Origin of the sequence: Blastococcus sp. CT_GayMR19 (genome assembly GCF_004570385.1) — a bacterium.
Classification (GTDB): Bacteria; Actinomycetota; Actinomycetes; order Mycobacteriales; family Geodermatophilaceae; genus Blastococcus_B.
Genome location: NZ_SPQL01000007.1, coordinates 180932 through 194840, shown reverse-complemented (window position 1 = coordinate 194840; position 13909 = coordinate 180932). Strand labels below are relative to the sequence as shown.

The following is a 13909-nucleotide window of genomic DNA, read 5'->3' as shown; positions in this document are numbered from 1 at the left end:
TCCGCGCGGAAGGTCCCGGCTAGAGCGGGTCGCGGGTGATGGGGCAGGACATGCACCTCGGGCCGCCGCGGCCGCTGCCCAGCTCCGAGCCGGCGATCGACACGACCTCGATGCCGGCCGCCTCCAGCGCGGCGTTGGTGACGGTGTTCCGCTCGTAGGCCACGGCCAGGCGCGGGGCCAGCGCGAGGGTGTTGTTGCCGTCGTCCCACTGCTCGCGCTCGGCGGTGACCGGATCGAGGCCGGTGTCGATGACGCGCAGCCGGTCGATCCCCATGGCGGCGGCCGCGGCGACGACGAACGGCTGGGGCCCGGTGACCGACAGCTCGGCGCGGTCGTCCTCGGCGGGGGAGCCGTCGGGGACGGTCACCGTCCAGGCCATCAGCGAGTGGGCGACGGCGGGGTACATGACCATCGCGTCGACGTCGACCATCGTGCAGATCGTGTCCAGGTGCATCGTCGCCCGCTGCTGCGCGATCGGGACGACGAGGACGGTGTGCGCCAGTCCGCGGGCGAACACCCGGCGGGCCAGCCGCTCCGCGCCGCCGGGCGTGGTCCGCTCCCCGACGCCGACGGCCACGACCCCCTCCGCGAGCAGGAGGACGTCGCCGCCCTCGAGGTGCTCGAGGCGGGCGCCGTAGAGCTGCTCCACGCCGGCGAAACGCAGGTGGTGGGTGTAGACGGCGGCGGTGATCGTGCTCTCCCGGTGCCGCGCCGGCATGGCCAGCGACGTCACCGCGACCTCGTCGGCCACCCAGACCGAGGAGTCCCGCGTGAACAGCAGGTTCGGCAGCGGCGGGACGACGAAGTCGCCGCGGTCCATGACCTCGTAGGCCAGCCCCCTCCCGCCGCGGAGCTCGTCGTGGGCGAGGCCCGCGATGAGGGTGCCGGCGAGGTCCTCGGGCGCCAGGTCACCGAGATGCGCGGTCGCGATGCGCTGCAGGGTGCCGCCGAGCCGCGGGTCGTCCACCGCCGCGGCGATCAGCTCGGCCCGGGCGGACGGGAGGGACAGCACCTCGGCGAGCAGCCGGTCGAGGTACAGCACCTCGACGCCGCGGTCGGTCAGCGCGGCGGCGAAGGCGTCGTGCTCCTCCTGCGCACGCCCCACCCAGGGGACGCCGTCGAAGAGCAGCTGGTCGTTGTTGCGCGGGGTGAGCCGCCGCAGCTCGGGCCCCGGGCGGTGCAGCAGAACGGTGCGCAGCCGGCCCACCTCGCTGGTGGCGCCCACGGCGGGGGTCGTAGCTCGGTCGGCCGGCCCGGTCTCGATCACGGTCCAGAGGCTCGCACAGGCCGTCGTCCCTCCGCCCGTCCGCAGGGCCGAGCCGTGACCCAGCCGCGGAGGGGAGCCCCCGCCGGCGGGTCACCGCAAGTCCGCCGCAAGTATCCGGCAAGCGGTCGTCGCGACTCTTCCTCCCGTCCAGATCATCCCCGCGGCGCCCGCCGCGGCACTGCCCAGAGGAAACCCCCCTGATGAGCATCACCGAGCTCCACGACGAGCCCGAGTACCTGGTCGCCACCATCCACGACGACGTCCTGGACACGCTGGCTCCGTCGATCCCGGCAGCCGACGTCGACGACCTCCGCAGCCGCGTCCACGGTCCGGTCCACGCCGCCGGCGACGACGGCATGGCCGCCGAGGTCGCCACGTGGAACCTGGCGGTCCAGCACACCCCGGCGATCGCCGTGGGCGCCACCTGCGCCGCCGACGTCGTGGCGGCCGTCTCCTGGGCGGTGGCGCACGACCTGAAGGTCGCCGTCCAGGCCACCGGCCACGGCCCGGTGCGCAACGCCGCCGGCTCGCTGATGATCACCACCCGCCGGATGCAGGGCGTGGCCATCGACCCCGACCGCCGCATCGCCCGCGTCCAGGCCGGGGTCAAGTGGCACCGGGTGCTGGAGGCCGCGGCCGAGTTCGAGCTGGCGGGTCTGTGCGGATCGTCGTCCGACGTCGGCGTCGTCGGTTACTCGCTCGGCGGCGGCATGGGTTCCCTGGGGCGCAAGCACGGTTTCGCGGCCGACCACATCACCGCCGTCGAGATCGTGACCGCCGACGGCCGGCTGCGCAGGGTCACCGCGGAGGCGGAACCCGAGCTGTTCTGGGCCGTCCGGGGCGGCAAGGGCAACCTCGGCATCGTGACGGCGCTGGAGATCGAGCTGGTGCCGGTCGGGTCGCTCTACGCCGGCGGCATCTTCTTCGCCGGTGCCGACGCCGCCGCGGTCCTGCACGCCTTCCGCGAGTGGGCGCCGGAGCTGCCGGAGGAGGTCAGCACCTCGGTGGCGATCCTGCGGATGCCCCCGATGGAGGAGCTGCCCCCGCCGCTGCGCGGACAGACCGTCGTCCACCTCCGCTACGCCTACTCCGGGAAGGACGTCGAGGAGGCTGAGCGGCTGATCGCGCCGATGAAGGCGACCGGGACGATCCTGCTCGGCTTCGTCGGCCCGATCCTGCCCACCGAGATGGACTCGATCCACATGGACCCGGTCGACCCGCTGCCGGCCTGGGAGAAGGGCATGCTGCTCGCGGAGCTGACCGACGAGACGGTCGAGGCGCTGCTCGAGGCCGCCGGCCCGCAGGTCCAGATCCCGCTGATCATGGCCGAGATCCGGCTCATGGGCGGGGCGCTGGGCCGGCCGGCAGCTGTGCCGAACGCGGTCGCCGGACGCGAGGGCGCGTACTCGGTGCTGGTCCTCGGCCCCGCCGTCCCCGAGCTGGCGGAGGTCGTCCCCGCGGTCGGCAAGGGCGTGCTGCGCGCGCTCATGCCGTGGGCGGCGCCGGGGGTGCTGACCAACTTCCTCGGTGACGTCACCGGTCCGGCGGAGGTGCTGAACGCCTACCCGGCGGAGACGCAGCGGCGGCTCATGGCGGTCAAGCGCACCGTCGACCCGGCGGGCGTCTTCTCCTTCGGCCACGCCATCTGACGAGCGGCCGGGAGCGCGGCCACCCTGCGCTCCCGGCCCGTGCTCAGTCGGGCAGCAGGACGCCGGGGTTGCAGATCCCCTGCGGGTCGAGGCGCTGCTTGACCGCGCGCAGCACCTCGACGCCCAGCGGCCCGATCTCCCGCTCCATCCACGGGCGGTGGTCGGCGCCGACGGCGTGGTGGTGGGTCAGCGTGCCGCCCGCACCCAGCAGCGCGTCGGTCGCCGCCCGCTTGGCGGTGAGCCACTGCTGGATCGGCAGCGCGTCGTCGAGGTCGGCCAGCGCGGTGACGTAGAGGGAGGCGCCGGTCGGGTAGCCGTGCGAGACGTGGCTCATGATCAGCGGCTTCCGGCCGTCGCGGGTCAGCGACTCCCGCAGGGCCCGGCGGACGGCGTCGTACACCGTGGGCAGCGCCGTCCAGGTGGCCGCGGTCTCCAGGGTCTCCACCAGCAGGCCGGCGTCCATGAGCCGGTCGCGCAGGTAGGGGGCGGAGAAGCGGTGCGCCTTCCACGACGTCCCGATCCTGCGGCCGAGCCGGACCGCTCCGCCGTCCCGCAGCAGCGAGGACGCCACCTCCTTCCGGACCCGCACGATGCTCGGCAGCCCCTCCCAGCCGAGCACCAGCAGGCAGCCGGCGCCGTGGCCGCGGGTCCGCAGGGTCCCGCGCAGCAGCCTGGCGCCCGTGCCGGAGGCCATGAGGAGGTTGGCCCGGGTCTCGTCCGGATCGGACAGCCGGACGATGTCGGGCAGCAGGTCGTGCCGGGCCAGGTGCTGCAGCGCGGCCAGCCCCGCGGCCCAGGACCGGAACGACCAGCCCTCGTACGCGCAGGACTGCGGCTTCGGGCGGACCCGCAGCGTCACCTCGGTGATGACGCCGAGCGTGCCCTCGGAGCCCAGCGCCAGGCCCAGCAGGTCGGGGCCGGCGGCCGATGCGGGCGGGGAGCCGAGCTCCAGCACCCCGGACGGCGTGGCGAGGGTCAGCCCGGCCACCAGCTCGTCGAAGCGGCCGACCCCGGTCGAGTTCTGGCCGGCCGAGCGGGTGGCCGCGTACCCGCCCACGGTGGCGAACTCCCAGCTCTGCGGCAGGTGCCCGAAGGTGAGCCCGGCCTGGTCGAGCGCCTGCTCCAGCGCCGGCCCGCGCATGCCCGGCCCGACCGTGACCAGCGACGACGGCACGTCGAGCGACTGGACGGAGGCCATCAGGGACAGGTCGAGCGCGACCGACGGCCGGTCGTCGGGGTCCACCCCGGCCAGCCCGCCGACGACGCTCGTCCCGCCGCCGAAGGGGACGACGACGACGCCGAGGTCGCCGCAGGCCGTGAGCAGCGCGGCGGTCTCGTCGGTGGTGCCCGGCAGCACGACGGCGTCCGGGGCGTCCGAGGCGTCGCCCTCGCGCCGGCGCAGCAGGTCCAGGTAGCTCTTCCCGCCGGCCCGGCGGAGCCGCGAGTCGCGGTCGGTGCGGACGTTCTCCTCGCCGAGGAGCTCCACGAACCGCGAGCGGGCCTCCTCCGACAGCCGGGAGGGCCCCAGCCGGATCTGGTCGACGGCGACCGGCGGCGTGGACCGCGGCGTCCAGCCCAGCTCGCGGGTCAGGTACTTGAGCGCGGGCTTCGGGAGGGCCCGGGTGACGTCCCCGCCCGCGTCGGTGGGGTCGGTCGGTCCCCACCCCTGGATCGTGAGTTCCGGTTCTTCGGGCACCGCTACAGTCTGCCGGTGCTTCCGCCGGGCCGATCATGGTGACCGGCCCGCTGCCCGGCTCGCTGTCCGCCCTGCGCCGGGACCGCGCGCTCGCCGACCTGTCCGGCTCCTCCGTCGACGTCGTCGTGGTGGGTGGCGGGGTGACCGGCACCGGGGTCGCCCTGGACGCGGCCGCCCGCGGGCTCTCGGTCGTGCTGCTGGAGCGCGCCGATCTCGCCTCGGGCACGAGCCGGTGGTCGTCGAAGCTCGTGCACGGCGGGCTCCGGTACCTGGCGCACGGCGAGATCGGGCTGGCCCGGGAGAGCGCCCGCGAGCGCGCCGTCCTCACGGGGACCACCGCGCCGCACCTGGTCCGGCCGCTGCCGTTCCTCGTGCCGGACGTGGCCGGCCGGTCGGTGACCGCGCTCGCCGAGGCAGGGGGTCGGGCCGCCGACCTCATCCGGCGCTCGGTGCCCGGCGGCCGTGGGTCGCTGCCGTCGACCCGGCGGGTGTCGCGGGCGGAGGTCTCGCGGCTGGTCCCGGGCGTGCGGGCCGGGCGGGGCGGCGTCGTCTTCTGGGACGGGCAGCTGGTCGACGACGCCCGGCTGGTGATCGCCCTGGCCCGCACGGCCGCGGCCCACGGCGCGCAGGTGCTGACCGGCGCGACGGTGGACGCGGTCGACGGCGCCGACGTGCACCTCGGGCTGGACGACGGCGAGGCGCTGACGCTGCGGGCCGGGGCGGTGGTGAACGCGGCGGGGGTGTGGTCGCAGCGGCTGGCGCCGGCGATCCGGCTGGTGCCGTCGCGCGGCTCGCACCTCGTGGTTCCGGGATCGCGCCTGGGGTCGCCGACGGCCGCGCTGACCGTGCCCCTGCCGGGCTCGCGCTCGCGGTACGTGTTCGCGCTGCCGCAGCCCGACGGGCTGGTCTACCTCGGGCTCACCGACGAGCCGGTGTCCGGGTCCGTGCCGGACGACGACCCGGTGCCCAGCGACTACGAGGTGCGGCAGCTGCTGGACACGGTGAACCAGGTGCTGACCTCGCCCCTGTCGCACTCGGACGTCGTCGGTTCCTACGCCGGGCTGCGTCCGCTGGTGCTGCCGGACTCGGCGGGCACCGGCCCCGGCGATGCCACCGCGGACCTCTCGCGCAAGCACCTGCTCCGGTGGGACGGACCGGTCCTGTCGGTGGTCGGCGGAAAGCTGACGACCTACCGGGCGATGGCCGAGGAGACGGTGGACGCCGTGGTCGAGCGGCTGGGGCGGGGTGCTGCTCGCTCGGGCACGGCGCGGTTGCCGCTGGTGGGCGCGGCGTCCCGTGCGTCGTTGGCGGGCATCGAGGCACCGGCGCGGCTGGTCGCTCGGTACGGGACGGAGGCGCCGGTCGTGGCGGGGTTGGGACTCGAGCCGATGGTCGACGGCCGGGCCGAGACGGTGGGGGAGCTGCGGTTCGCCGTACGCCACGAGGGGGCGCGGAGCGTGGCCGACCTGCTGGACCGCCGCACCCGCATCGGCCTGGTGCCCGCCGACCGCGCCCGCGCCGTCCCGACGGCCGAGCGCGTGCTGGCCGAGGAGCCCTGAGCCGCCGCGCATTGCGGGTGCTGTTCCACCGTTGGCAGTGCTGCAGCACGCGCAATGTCAGCACAACGCCCGCAATGCCGGCGGACGCTCTCACTGCTTGGGACGACGGTTCCGTTGGACGGGACGGACGGACCAGACTCGCGGGGTGGACATCTACACCCACGGGCACGCGGAGCCGGTGCTGCAGTCGCACCGCCGGCGGACCGCCGAGAACTCCGCTGCCTACCTGCTGCCCGTTCTGAGGCCCGGGCTGGATCTGCTCGACGTCGGCTGCGGGCCGGGCACCATCACGGTCGATCTGGCGGCGCGCGTGGCACCCGGCCGGGTCGTGGGGATCGACGTCTCCGCGGACCCGCTCGCCGAGGCCCGGACCGCGGCCGAGCGCGCCGGCGTCCAGGTGACCTTCGAGGTCGGCGACGTGTACGCCCTCGATGCGGCGAGGGACTCGTTCGACGTCGTCCACGCGCATCAGGTGCTGCAGCACCTGACCGACCCGGTCGCGGCTCTGCGCGAGATGGCCCGGGTGTGCCGACCGGGAGGAGTGGTCGCCGTGCGGGACGTCGACTACGCCGCCACCACCTGGTTCCCGGCGGATCCCGGCCTCGACCGCTGGCTCGACCTCTACTCCCGCGTCGCCCGCCGCAACGATGCCGAGCCCGATGCGGGGCGACGGCTCGTGTCGTGGGCTCACGCCGCCGAGCTGCGGAACACCGTCGCGACGGCGAGCACGTACTGCTTCTCCTCGCCCGACGAGCGGGAGTGGTGGGGCCGCTCGTGGGCGGGCCGTGCGACGGCGTCGTCCTTCGCCGAGCAGGCGGTGGCCTACGGACTGGCGACCACCGCCGAGCTCGAGGAGATCGCCGACGCGTGGCTGCGCTGGTCGGAGGCGGACGACGGCTGGCTGGGCATGCTGCACGGCGAACTGCTCATCCGCGTGTGACCGACGCCCCGACGATGTGCGCTGACGCCCCGTCCCAGGCTCAGAACGGGGCGTCAGCGCACACGCTTGCCGGGGCGATCACCCCTGGCGGGCGGCGTTGGCCTGGTTGGCCGTGCTGACGTACTGCGCCAGGCCGGGTGCCATCGCCTCGTAGGTCGCGGTGAACCGCTCGTCCTCGACGTACATCCGGCCCAGGCCGGCGTGCATCTCGGGCGAGCAGTCGTAGAACCAGCGGCTGATCGACTGCCGGTGCGCCTCCGCGACGTCCATGGCCTCCTCGGAATCGGGCGCGGCGCCCGACTGCAGCGCCCGGACGAACCGGCTCCCGATCTCCTCCTGCTCGGCCTTGATCGCGAGCCAGTCGTCCTTGGAGTACGCCGCCGTCTTCCGCTTCGACTGCGCGTACGCCTCCGTCTCGCCCCAGCGCTCCTCCACCTCGGCGTCGTACTGCGCCGGGTCGTGCTCGCCGAACACCTCGAACCGCTCCTCCGGGGTCATTGAGATCCCCATCGCTCGCGACTCCATCTCCTTCTCGACGGCCGCGACCATCGCCGACGTCCGGTCCAGCCGATCCCGCAGCAGCGCGTGCTGCCGGCGCAGGTGCGCCTCCGGGTCGGCCGCCGGGTCGTCCAGCAGGGTCGCCACCTCCTCGAGGGGGAACCCGAGCTCGCGGTACAGCAGCACCTGGTGCAGCCGGTCCAGGTCGGCCGGCGAGTACTGCCGGTAGCCGGCCGCCGTCCGCCCGGACGGCGACAGCAGCCCGATCCGGTCGTAGTGGTGCAGCGTGCGCACCGTGATGCCGGCCAACGCGGCCACGTCTCCCACGTTCATCGGCGTCCTCCTCTCTCTGACGGGGACGAGCGTGCAGCCTGACGTTGCGTCAGGGTCAAGTGCAATGTCGGGACGACGTGTGAGGATCGCCGTCATGGCCGACGACGTCTCGCCCGAGGACCCGTTCCCCCGCACGCGGATGAGCGTCAGGGACGCCGAGATGGCCTACGTCGACGTCGGCACCGGCGACCCGATCCTCTTCCTGCACGGCAACCCCACGTCGTCCTACCTCTGGCGCAACGTGATCCCGCACGTGCAGCACCTCGGCCGCTGCATCGCCCCCGACCTGATCGGGATGGGCGAGTCGGGCAAGCTCCCCGGCAGCTACACGCTCGCCACCCACGCCGCCTACCTGGGTGAGCTGCTCGACCGCCTCGACCTCGGCGACCGCGTCACGCTCGTCCTGCACGACTGGGGCTCCGCCCTCGGCTTCGACTGGGCGGAGCGGCACCGGGAGAGGGTGCGCGGCATCGCCTTCACCGAGGCGATCGTCACGCCGCTGACCTGGGACGACTGGCCGGCCGACGCCCGGAAGATCTTCCAGCTCATGCGCAGCGAGGACGGCGAGGCCGCCGTGCTGGACAAGAACGTCTTCGTCGAGCGGATCCTCCCGGCGTCGGTCGCCCGCGGGCTGACCCCCGAGGCGCACGAGCGCTACCGGGAACCGTTCCGGACGAGGGACGACCGCCGGCCCACCCTCGACTGGCCGCGGCAGATCCCGATGGAGAACGAGCCGCCCGAGGTGCACGAGGTCGTGATCCGCTACCGGGACTGGCTGGCGACCAGCGACGTGCCCAAGCTCTTCATCGACGCCGAACCGGGGTCGATCCTCGTCGGCCGGCAGCGCGAGCTGGTGCGCACCTGGCCGTCGCTGACCGAGGTGACCGTCACGGGCAGCCACTTCGTCCCCGAGGACGCCCCGCACGAGATCGGCCGGGCGCTGGCCGACTGGATCCCTACGCTCCCCTAGCCGCCCGGGCCACCGACTCGGTCACCGTCGGGACCTCTCCCGCGGTCCCGGGCAGCGCGCGGTTGCTGAAGTACCGCATCTCGGGTCGCCAGCGCTTCATCGCCGCCCGGTGCGGATCGGTACGGACGAACGCCCGGGCCGACGGCTCGTCGTCCCACCACGACACCGTCGTGAAGCGGCGCGCCAGCGGTTGCGCCCGGAGCAGGAGGGAGCGGGCGCCGGGGCTGGCCATCGTCTGCGTGCGGATCGCCCGGCTCGTCCGGAGAAAGGCGGGGACGTCGCGCAGCCGGCGCAGGTGCAGGTGGGTGACGTAGACGACGCCGGGGCCGGGGCCGATGTCCTTCGCCGTCCACGGCAGGTCCGGGATCACGGGCACGGCAGGCCTCCTCCGGGACGAGCTGGTGAGGCCCGACGCTAGCCCTGCGGTCCGGACCGGCACAGCCGTATCGACGCCCCGGGGTGCCGTTACCGCGTCTTCCTGCCCGCGCGCAACGACTCGACGGTCTTCTCGATCCGGGCGGTCCTGGTTTCGGGCTTCTTCGCCTCCTCGACCCAGCGCACCCACTCCTTCTGGTGCGTGTAGGCGAGACCGTCGAACGCGGCCCTGGCCGGCTCGTCGAAGGCGGCGGCGAGATCGTCGGGCACCGGCACCTCGCGCGGCGCCGTGTCGAGCTCGATCCGCACGTCGACCTCGTCACCCGCCACCACCCCGGCGGCCTGGCGGTGCTCAGCGGCCAGCGGGATGAAGTACGCCCCGGTGTACGGCGCCACCGTCGTCCGGTAGGTGTAGCCGCCGAGCGTCACGACGACCGGTGGGCGTTTGCCGGCGTCCATCTCCTCGACGACGACGGCGGGGACCTCGATGCCGGTCGCGGTCTTGCCACCGAGGATGATCGTCGCCCGGAATTCCACGCCCGCAGGCTAGAGCAGTCAGTCCAGCGCCCTGCGGCGGAACCCGATCAGGCTGCCGATCCCGAAGACGGCGAGGAAGCCCAGCAGCGCCAGCGCACAGACCCACAGCGGCAGGTGCGGCACCCCCGGCGCCATCTGGGCCCGCAGCGCCTCGCTCACATAGGTCAGCGGGTTGATCGCGCAGACCACCTGGAACCAGCGCAGCGAGTCCAGCGACTGCCAGGGGAACTGCGTCGAGCCGGTGAAGAGCAGCGGCGTGAGGACGACGGCGAACACCACGTTGATCCGGTTCGGCGTGACGAACGTGCCGATGGTCATGCCGACGCACGCCCCCACCAGCGAACCCAGCACGAGGAAGAGGAACAGCACCGGGACGTCGGACCAGCGCACCGGCAGCGAGCCGAGCACCCACAGGCTGATCGGGAACATGACGACGGCGGCGACCAGCGCCCGGAGCAGCGAGAACACGATCTTCTCGACCGCCACCAGGTAGGTGGGCAGCGGCGCGAGCAGCCGGTCCTCGATCTCCTTGGTGTAGGAGAAGTCGATGACCAGCGGGAACGCGGTGGTCTGCAGCGCGGTGAGGAACGCGGTCAGCGCGATCACGCCCGGCAGCAGGACGTCGGAGTACTCGCTCGTGGCGAACCCCAGCTGGACGAGCACCTTGCCGAACACGAACAGCAGGAAGACCGGCTGCAGCACCACCTGGAGGAGGAACGGGACGAGCTCCCGGCCGGTGACGAACACGTCGCGCCAGAGCAGGGCCCGGAACGCCCGGCCCATGTTCGGCGCCGTCGGCGCCCCCACGTCCGCGACCAGGCTCATCGCAGCTCCCGTCCGGTCAGGCTGAGAAAGACGTCCTCGAGGCTCGGCTCCCCGATCCGGACGCCGGTGAGGCGCGCCCTGCGGGCGGTCAGCGTGTCCGAGACCGGCCCGACCAGCGCGGCGGCGTCCCCGGAGAGGTAGATGCGGGCCCGCAGCGCGCCGGCGTCGGCCACCGGCTCCACGCGCTCGGCAGCCGAGAGCTTCGCCAGCGCCGTGAGGACGTCGTCGTCGGTGTCGTCCTCGGCGCGCTCGACGTCGACCTCCAGCGTGGCGCTGCCCGGCAGCGAGCGGGTGAGCGCCGCCGGGGTGTCGAGGGCCAGCAGCTTCCCGTGGTCCATGATCCCGACCCGGTCGGTCAGCGCCGCGGCCTCGTCCATGTCGTGCGTGGTCAGGACGACGGTCACCCCGCCGTCCCGGAGCTCGCGTACGCGGTCCCAGACGAACAGCCGGGCCTGCGGGTCGAGGCCGGTGCTCGGCTCGTCGAGGAAGATCACCTGCGGGGCGTGCATGAGCGCACGGGCGATGAGCAGCCGTTGCGCCATGCCGCCCGAATAGTTGTCCACCTTGTCCTTGCCGCGGTCGCCGAGACCCAGCTGCTCGAGCAGGGCGTCGGCCCGGCGGTTGCGTTCGGCCCGCCCGATGCCGTGGTAGGCCGCGTGGAAGACCAGGTTCTGCCGGGCGGTGAGCGCGCGGTCGAGGTTGGGCCGCTGGGGGACGACGGAGAGCCGGCTGCGCGCCGTCACCGGGTCGGCGGCGACGTCGACCCCGGCCACGCTCGCGCTCCCCGACGTCGGCAGCACCCGGGTGGTGAGGACGCCGATCGTCGTCGTCTTCCCGGCGCCGTTGGGGCCGAGCAGGCCGAACACCTCACCGCGCTCGACGGTGAAGGAGATGCCGTCGACGGCGTTCGTGGGCCGGCCGGGATAGCGCTTGACCAGCTCGCTCACCTGCACGGCCGGCTCCATCGCGGCCCATGGTGCCACTGCCGGCGCCGGGCCCCGTTCGGATCTCAGGCGGTGAGGGTGCGGACCGTCTCGATCGCGGCGAGGACGGCGAAGACGAGGAACAACCCGGCCGCCACCCGCCGGATGAGCGGGATCGGCAGCCGGTCGGCCAGCTTCCGGCCGAGGAAGACCGCCAGGCCGGAGACCACGAGCAGCGCGGCCCAGGCGCCGGCGAACACCGAGAACGGCTCGTCGTAGCGGGCCGCGAGCCCGGCGGTGGCCAGCTGGGACAGGTCGCCCCACTCGGCGGCGAACAGGACGCCGAAGGAGATCGCCGCCGCCCGCAGGAACGACGGGTCCGTGGGGGTCTCGGCCAGGTCGTCGTCCTCCGGGCCCTCGTTCGCGCTGCGCCAGAGGATCACGGCGCCGACCAGGAAGAGCAGTGCCACCACGCCGCTGACCAGCGCCTCCGGCAGCAGCGAGAGCAGCGAGCCGGCGGTGACCGCGATGGCCACCTGCAGCCCGAACGCGGTGCCGACGCCGACGAAGACCGGCAGCGGCGCGAACCGGGTGGCCAGCACGAGGGTGGCGAACAGCGTCTTGTCGGGCAGCTCGACCGGCAGCACCAGGATGAACGCGGTCGCGATGACCGTCAGGACCACTCGAACTCCTCCACTCGGCACTGCCGGGCGGGGCTCGGGCAGTTCTTCTCGTCAGTGCGCCACGGTAATCGAGGACGCGGAGCTCACCAGAGGCCGGGCGTGAAGTACACCGCCAGCGGGCCGGCCACGGCGACGGTGACGACCGCGGCGACGAGGAGCCAGGGCCTGCCCCGCAACCGGGTCCGGCGCACCACCAGGAGGTTCACCGAGAGGGCGACGGCGGCGTAGAGCGCGGTTCCGGCGAGGGCCGCCACCACCCAGGGGGCGAGGCCGTCGTCCACCAGCGCCGGGTCCACCGATCCCATCCCGAGAGCGGCGAGCAGGACCGCCACGAGGATGAGCCAGGGGACGAGCACGAACGCGGCGGCGACCGCGAGGACCGCGTTCACGGCGACGACCGCGAGCCAGGCACCGCGAGCAGGTCCGGAGCCGGTCACGGAAGGATTATCGGCTTGCCCGGCACCCGTCCCCGGTCCATAGTCCCGGCATGCCGTTCCGTTGACGTCCGTCGCCCGACCGACTCCCTCCTACCGCACGCCCACTCGCCCGGCTGGCCGTGGGCTGGGCCGCGCTGTCCGAGCTGGTGCCGTACTACCCGCTCTACGCGCTGCTCTTCCTCGACACGGGGCTGTCCGACGCCCAGATCTCCGTGCTGTTCGCGATCTGGTCGGTCACGGCGCTGGTCACCGAGGTGCCGGCGGGCGCGCTCGCCGATGCCTGGTCGCGCCGCGGCGCCGTCGTCCTGGCGTCGGTCCTGCAGGCGCTCGCCTTCGTCGTGTGGACGGTCGCGCCCGGCTTCTGGGTCTTCGCCGCCGGGTTCGTGATCTGGGGCGTGGGCGGCGCGTTCGTCTCGGGCGCGAGCGAGGCGCTGGTGCACGACGAGCTCGCGGCCGTCGGGGCGGCGGGCTCGTTCGGGCGGGTGTACGGCTGGATGACCTCGGCGGAGCTGCTGGTGCAGGTGCCGACCGCGTTCGCGGCCAGCGCGCTGTACGCGCTGGGCGGGTACGAGCTGGTCGGCTGGGCGAGCGTCGGCGCCTGCCTGGCGGCGGCAGCGCTCGCGACCCGCTTCCCCGAGGCCCCGCGCCTTCCGGACGACGACGAGGACGCGCCTCCCCTGCGGGCCGGTGTCGTCGAGGCGCTCCGCCGCCCGGCCCTGCGGCTCGCGGTGCCGGCCATCGCTCTCATCGGCGGCCTGGACGCCGTCGAGGAGTACTTCCCGGTCCTCGCCGCGGACCGGGGAGTTCCCCCGACGGCGGTGCCCTTCGCCGTCCTCGGGATCGCCCTGGCCGGGGCCGCCGGCGCCGCGCTCGGCGGCCGGCTGCCGCCGCAGATGCTTCAGGTGCTGCTCGGCGCCGCCGGGGGATGCCTGGTCGTGGCGGCCGTGAGTCCGGCCGTGGTCGCCCTCGTGATGACGGCCGTCTTCTACGCCCTCTACCTCGCGGTGCTGGTGGCGGCCGAGGCGCAGCTGCAGGCCCGCATCACCGGGCCGTACCGGGCCACCCTCACCTCGGTCGCGGGGCTCGGTATCGAGCTGGCCGCGCTGCTCGTCTTCGCCGCGTGGGCCCTGGGCGGCGTGGCCGCGACGGCCGTTCTCGTGCTGGCCGTCGTCCCGGTCGCCGCGATCGGCCTGCGGGCGACTGCCGAGCGCCGCTGA

At 74.1% G+C, this 13909-nt stretch carries 14 protein-coding genes; 5 read left to right on the top strand and 9 right to left on the bottom strand.

From position 1 onward, the window contains the following. Positions 1–19: 19 nt before the first annotated feature. Positions 20–1267, bottom strand: a complete 1248-nt coding sequence (locus tag E4P39_RS12030; RefSeq protein WP_245159785.1) for an arginine deiminase — start codon at positions 1265–1267, stop codon at positions 20–22. Between the two features lie 200 nt (positions 1268–1467). Here E4P39_RS12030 and E4P39_RS12025 point away from each other — a divergent pair, with 200 nt between their 5' ends. Beyond that, positions 1468–2916: an FAD-binding oxidoreductase gene (locus E4P39_RS12025; protein WP_135136811.1), complete on the top strand. Its 1449-nt coding sequence runs from the start codon at positions 1468–1470 to the stop codon at positions 2914–2916. 43 nt (positions 2917–2959) lie between these two features. Here E4P39_RS12025 and E4P39_RS12020 read toward each other — a convergent pair whose 3' ends face one another. After that, on the bottom strand, positions 2960–4612 hold the full coding sequence (locus E4P39_RS12020) for an FAD-binding oxidoreductase (protein WP_135136810.1): 1653 nt from the start codon (positions 4610–4612) through the stop codon (positions 2960–2962). A 35-nt stretch (positions 4613–4647) separates the two neighbouring features. Here E4P39_RS12020 and E4P39_RS12015 point away from each other — a divergent pair, with 35 nt between their 5' ends. Both E4P39_RS12015 and E4P39_RS12010 read left to right on the top strand, forming a co-directional pair. Beyond that, positions 4648–6171 (top strand): glycerol-3-phosphate dehydrogenase/oxidase, encoded by a 1524-nt coding sequence (locus tag E4P39_RS12015; RefSeq protein WP_135136809.1) that lies wholly within the window; start codon positions 4648–4650, stop codon positions 6169–6171. Between the two features lie 145 nt (positions 6172–6316). Then, on the top strand, positions 6317–7111 hold the full coding sequence (locus tag E4P39_RS12010) for a methyltransferase domain-containing protein (RefSeq protein WP_135136808.1): 795 nt from the start codon (positions 6317–6319) through the stop codon (positions 7109–7111). 78 nt (positions 7112–7189) lie between these two features. On the opposite strand, the gene E4P39_RS12005 is transcribed toward E4P39_RS12010, so the two are convergent. Continuing rightward, on the bottom strand, positions 7190–7942 hold the full coding sequence (locus E4P39_RS12005; protein WP_135136807.1) for a MerR family transcriptional regulator: 753 nt from the start codon (positions 7940–7942) through the stop codon (positions 7190–7192). Positions 7943–8036: 94 nt separating this feature from the next. On the opposite strand from E4P39_RS12005, the gene E4P39_RS12000 reads away from it, so the two are divergent. Then, positions 8037–8912 (top strand): haloalkane dehalogenase, encoded by an 876-nt coding sequence (locus E4P39_RS12000; RefSeq protein ID WP_135136806.1) that lies wholly within the window; start codon positions 8037–8039, stop codon positions 8910–8912. On the opposite strand, the gene E4P39_RS11995 is transcribed toward E4P39_RS12000, so the two are convergent. The 6 genes from E4P39_RS11995 to E4P39_RS11970 all read right to left on the bottom strand — a co-directional run bounded on the left by E4P39_RS11995 (position 8899) and on the right by E4P39_RS11970 (position 12692). Next, a complete protein-coding gene (locus E4P39_RS11995; RefSeq protein WP_135136805.1) occupies positions 8899–9288 on the bottom strand; it encodes a hypothetical protein in 390 nt (129 codons plus the stop codon). The genes E4P39_RS12000 and E4P39_RS11995 overlap by 14 nt on opposite strands. An 89-nt stretch (positions 9289–9377) precedes the next feature. Then, positions 9378–9824, bottom strand: a complete 447-nt coding sequence (locus E4P39_RS11990) for a YdeI/OmpD-associated family protein (RefSeq protein WP_135136804.1) — start codon at positions 9822–9824, stop codon at positions 9378–9380. A gap of 18 nt (positions 9825–9842) precedes the next feature. Beyond that, positions 9843–10649: an ABC transporter permease gene (locus E4P39_RS11985; protein WP_135136803.1), complete on the bottom strand. Its 807-nt coding sequence runs from the start codon at positions 10647–10649 to the stop codon at positions 9843–9845. Continuing rightward, positions 10646–11614, bottom strand: a complete 969-nt coding sequence (locus E4P39_RS11980) for an ABC transporter ATP-binding protein (RefSeq protein WP_135136802.1) — start codon at positions 11612–11614, stop codon at positions 10646–10648. Before E4P39_RS11980 ends, E4P39_RS11985 begins: the two co-directional genes overlap by 4 nt. Before the next feature lie 44 nt (positions 11615–11658). Further along, a complete protein-coding gene (locus E4P39_RS11975; protein WP_135136801.1) occupies positions 11659–12255 on the bottom strand; it encodes a TMEM165/GDT1 family protein in 597 nt (198 codons plus the stop codon). Positions 12256–12338: 83 nt separating this feature from the next. After that, the gene (locus E4P39_RS11970) at positions 12339–12692 is read right to left on the bottom strand and encodes a hypothetical protein (protein WP_135136800.1); all 354 of its coding nucleotides are present in this window, start codon (positions 12690–12692) and stop codon (positions 12339–12341) included. Between the two features lie 119 nt (positions 12693–12811). On the opposite strand from E4P39_RS11970, the gene E4P39_RS11965 reads away from it, so the two are divergent. Beyond that, a complete protein-coding gene (locus E4P39_RS11965; RefSeq protein WP_135136799.1) occupies positions 12812–13909 on the top strand; it encodes an MFS transporter in 1098 nt (365 codons plus the stop codon).

Coding starts and splice junctions, on each gene's coding strand:
- E4P39_RS11980 (WP_135136802.1), bottom strand. CDS start 11,614: ATGGAGCCGGCCGTGCAGGTGAGCGAGCTGGTCAAGCGCTATCCCGGC.
- E4P39_RS12025 (WP_135136811.1), top strand. CDS start 1,468: ATGAGCATCACCGAGCTCCACGACGAGCCCGAGTACCTGGTCGCCACC.
- E4P39_RS12005 (WP_135136807.1), bottom strand. CDS start 7,942: ATGAACGTGGGAGACGTGGCCGCGTTGGCCGGCATCACGGTGCGCACG.
- E4P39_RS11985 (WP_135136803.1), bottom strand. CDS start 10,649: ATGAGCCTGGTCGCGGACGTGGGGGCGCCGACGGCGCCGAACATGGGC.
- E4P39_RS12015 (WP_135136809.1), top strand. CDS start 4,648: ATGGTGACCGGCCCGCTGCCCGGCTCGCTGTCCGCCCTGCGCCGGGAC.
- E4P39_RS12000 (WP_135136806.1), top strand. CDS start 8,037: ATGGCCGACGACGTCTCGCCCGAGGACCCGTTCCCCCGCACGCGGATG.